The sequence below is a fragment of the Spiroplasma endosymbiont of Lariophagus distinguendus genome, from assembly GCF_023846195.1.
Classification (GTDB): Bacteria; Bacillota_I; Bacilli_A; order Mycoplasmatales; family VBWQ01; genus Spiroplasma_E.
Genome location: NZ_JALMUW010000088.1, coordinates 1 through 2,818, shown reverse-complemented (window position 1 = coordinate 2,818; position 2,818 = coordinate 1). Strand labels below are relative to the sequence as shown.

The window sequence follows — 2,818 nt, the reverse complement described above, 5'->3', positions numbered from 1 at the left end:
AAGTGTGAAATTGTAGTAAGAATATTAAATTGGAAAGTGTAGTAATGTATCATTAAAAATGATATTAGTTTATTTTACTAATATCATTATTATATGAATAAAACTTTTTAAATTTTAAAGTACTTTTTCTAAATAAATCTTGACTTAATTTTATAGTTAAAAATTTAGATATGCAATAAAAAAATAAAATTAGAAAAATTATTTTAAATAAGCAATTGCTTCAATTTCAATTAATGCATCTTTGGGAATTCTAGCAACTTGAACTGCTGCTCTTGCTGGAGCGTGTGTACCAAATATTTCTTCATAAACTTTATTCATTTCAACAAAGTGATTTAAGTCTTTTAAGAAAATATTAACTTTTACAATATTATTTAAAGTAATATTAGCAGCTTCACAAATTGCTTTAATATTTAATAAACTTTGCTTAGTTTGTGAAGAAATGTCAGTGCCAATAAATTCACCTGTTTTACTATTAATTGGTAATTGTCCAGAAATATATAAAAAGTCACCTGCAATTATTGCTTGACTATATGGCCCAATAGCAGCAGGAGCATTAGGCGTATGGATAATATTTTTCATAGTTTATCACTCTTTCTAAAATTATTATGTTTTTGCATCATTGAATATATTAGTAAAATGTAGCGTTATTTTTAAGTTATTTACGTGGTATTAAATAATTAATTAGTAATATAAAATTAGCATCATTAATTATTAAAACTTGAACAACTATAAATATATTTTACATGTTTTTCTTTTCGTTTTTTTAATAATTATTTTTCATTTTAATATTTTTTCATTTTAATTTTAATTAAATATTTATTTAATATTTTATTATCAGTATTGAAAATTAAATTTTATTTTTATTTTTTAACCTTTATAAGTGTAAAAAAAATATTATTCAAATAATTTTATCATTTTTTTAGAAAAAAAATACATTTTATGGTTCACTTTATAAAATGTTACTATATAATTTGATTACAGACCAGTAACATTTTTAAATTGGTTTGAAGATAACGTAGTTATAATAATATCTATAATAGACATTATAATTATAATTCTTAAAACATTAGGAGGAAATTTTTATGGCAAAAAGTAATTCTAAAACAAAGACAGAAATTATTAAGATAGTGGCGCAAAAGTCTGACGTCACAATTGCCTTAGCGACTAATATTATTGATTTATTTTTTGAAGAGATAAAAGTTGAAGTTGCAAATGGTGGTAAAATTAATATACCAAAATTTGGAATATTTGAAACTATTATTCGTGAAGCAAGAACAGGTCGTAATCCCCAAACTGGTGAATCTATTGTAATTAGTGCTTCTAAAGCACCTAAATTTAAAGCGAGTTCTGAATTTAAAAAACATACTAATCAACAAACAGAAACTTTAGCTTCTTAAATTAAAAATTTTAAAAAATCAAGATAAAATGGATATATAATTTCTAATTTATATCCATTTTGTTCTACTTTTTTATATGTCAGTGCTTTTTTTTGAACTTTTAAAAATTTTAATTTTTCTCAAAAAACTAAAAAAAAGGCATTATGTTCTGAAAAATAAATAATAACAAAACTAATAGCATTAAGATAAAAAGCATTTTCTAAGTATTCAAGTTGATGTTTTTTAAAATTATTTCATGGTAATGTTAAAGACTTAGTACTTTTTGCTTCAAAACAAAAATATTTACCATGATAAACTCCATGATAATCAACATTACTTTTTTCTTTAAAAATTTTATTGTTTTGATATAAAATTGATGGATTTTGTTTAAAAATTAGTGCTTGTTTTTCATTATTTATAATTTCAATAGTATAATTAATTATAGTTTCAAGAAACATTCCACGGTTAGCATAAAACATTATTTTAATTCCCCCTTACATATAGAATATTACTAACTTTGGAATAGTTTTCCTTTTAATTAAAGGAGGTATAAGTATGAATATTTGTAAAAAGGATATTATAGATAAAGAATTTACTGTTGATTATAAAGGCTATGAGTCTAAAGAAGTAGATTTATTTCTTGATTTAGTAGCTACTAATTATGAAATACTAGAAGAATTTGTAAATAAACTAAAAAAGCAAAATGCAATTTTAGAAAATAATAATTACAAGTTACTTAAAGAAATTGATGTTTTAAAAACACAAATTTTAGTTTTAAAACAAGAAAAACAAAAATTAGAAGAAAAAGGTGTAGAAAATGTTGATATTATTACGAGGTTAAGCAAATTAGAAAGTATTGTACATGAAGAATAAATATGTTATAATTTTTTTCTAAAAGAATAAAAAATGAGCTAATCGCTGCATTAGTATGTAGAGGAAAGTCCACGCTCGCACTTTCTGCGATGAAAGTAATGTTTGTGTTAGAGAAAACAATAACTCTAAGCAGTAATTCTGACGGCTGACAAAAACCTAAGTTTTTTATTAAATAAGGTTCTAGTCTATAAAAGTGTCATAGAGACGAGTTTTAAGGAAACTTAAAAGCTGGAACGAGATAAACCCCACAAGCGAGAAACCCAAATTTAGGTAGGGGCATTGGTTTATTAGAAATGAATAATAAACCGAACTATTGTTTACAATAGTAGATAAATGGTTAGCACTTGCAAGAAGCAAGAACAGAACATGGCTTATGATTTTTTTATTCTTTTTTTGTATTGTAAATTATTTGATTGAAGGTTTAAAAATGACTGAACTTTTAGTTTTATTAGATAAATTTAATTTTAGAATTAGTTGTTGTGAAAGTATTACTGGTGGACTTTTTGCTCAAGAGATTACTAGTATTGCTGGTGCTTCTAAATATTTTAGTGGTGGTGGAATGGGGCACT

The 2,818-nt window shown here is 23.4% G+C and carries 5 protein-coding genes and 1 other RNA gene; 4 read left to right on the top strand and 2 right to left on the bottom strand.

Annotation, left to right across the window (positions count from 1 at the left end; genetic code table 4):
- Nucleotides 1–198: 198 nt before the first annotated feature.
- Nucleotides 199–579: a RidA family protein gene (locus M0D11_RS05555; RefSeq protein ID WP_252320861.1), complete on the bottom strand. Its 381-nt coding sequence runs from the start codon at nucleotides 577–579 to the stop codon at nucleotides 199–201.
- 503 nt (nucleotides 580–1,082) lie between these two features.
- Between M0D11_RS05555 and M0D11_RS05550 the strand changes: the two genes are divergently transcribed.
- Nucleotides 1,083–1,397 (top strand): HU family DNA-binding protein, encoded by a 315-nt coding sequence (locus M0D11_RS05550; protein ID WP_252320859.1) that lies wholly within the window; start codon nucleotides 1,083–1,085, stop codon nucleotides 1,395–1,397.
- Here the strand turns inward: M0D11_RS05550 and M0D11_RS05545 are convergent.
- Nucleotides 1,394–1,855 carry a Holliday junction resolvase RecU gene (locus M0D11_RS05545; RefSeq protein WP_252320857.1) on the bottom strand — a complete coding sequence of 154 codons (462 nt, stop codon included), beginning with the start codon at nucleotides 1,853–1,855 and terminating at the stop codon, nucleotides 1,394–1,396. The two genes, M0D11_RS05550 and M0D11_RS05545, sit on opposite strands and share 4 nt — an antisense overlap.
- 76 nt (nucleotides 1,856–1,931) lie before the next feature.
- Here M0D11_RS05545 and M0D11_RS05540 point away from each other — a divergent pair, with 76 nt between their 5' ends.
- The 3 genes from M0D11_RS05540 to M0D11_RS07460 form a co-directional block, all read left to right on the top strand.
- On the top strand, nucleotides 1,932–2,249 hold the full coding sequence (locus M0D11_RS05540) for a DivIVA domain-containing protein (RefSeq protein ID WP_252320855.1): 318 nt from the start codon (nucleotides 1,932–1,934) through the stop codon (nucleotides 2,247–2,249).
- A gap of 29 nt (nucleotides 2,250–2,278) precedes the next feature.
- Nucleotides 2,279–2,628, top strand: an RNA gene (gene rnpB / locus M0D11_RS05535) — RNase P RNA component class B.
- A partial coding sequence (locus M0D11_RS07460; protein WP_368862545.1) for a CinA family protein occupies nucleotides 2,623–2,818 on the top strand: 196 nt, incomplete at its 3' end. The genes rnpB and M0D11_RS07460, both read left to right, overlap by 6 nt.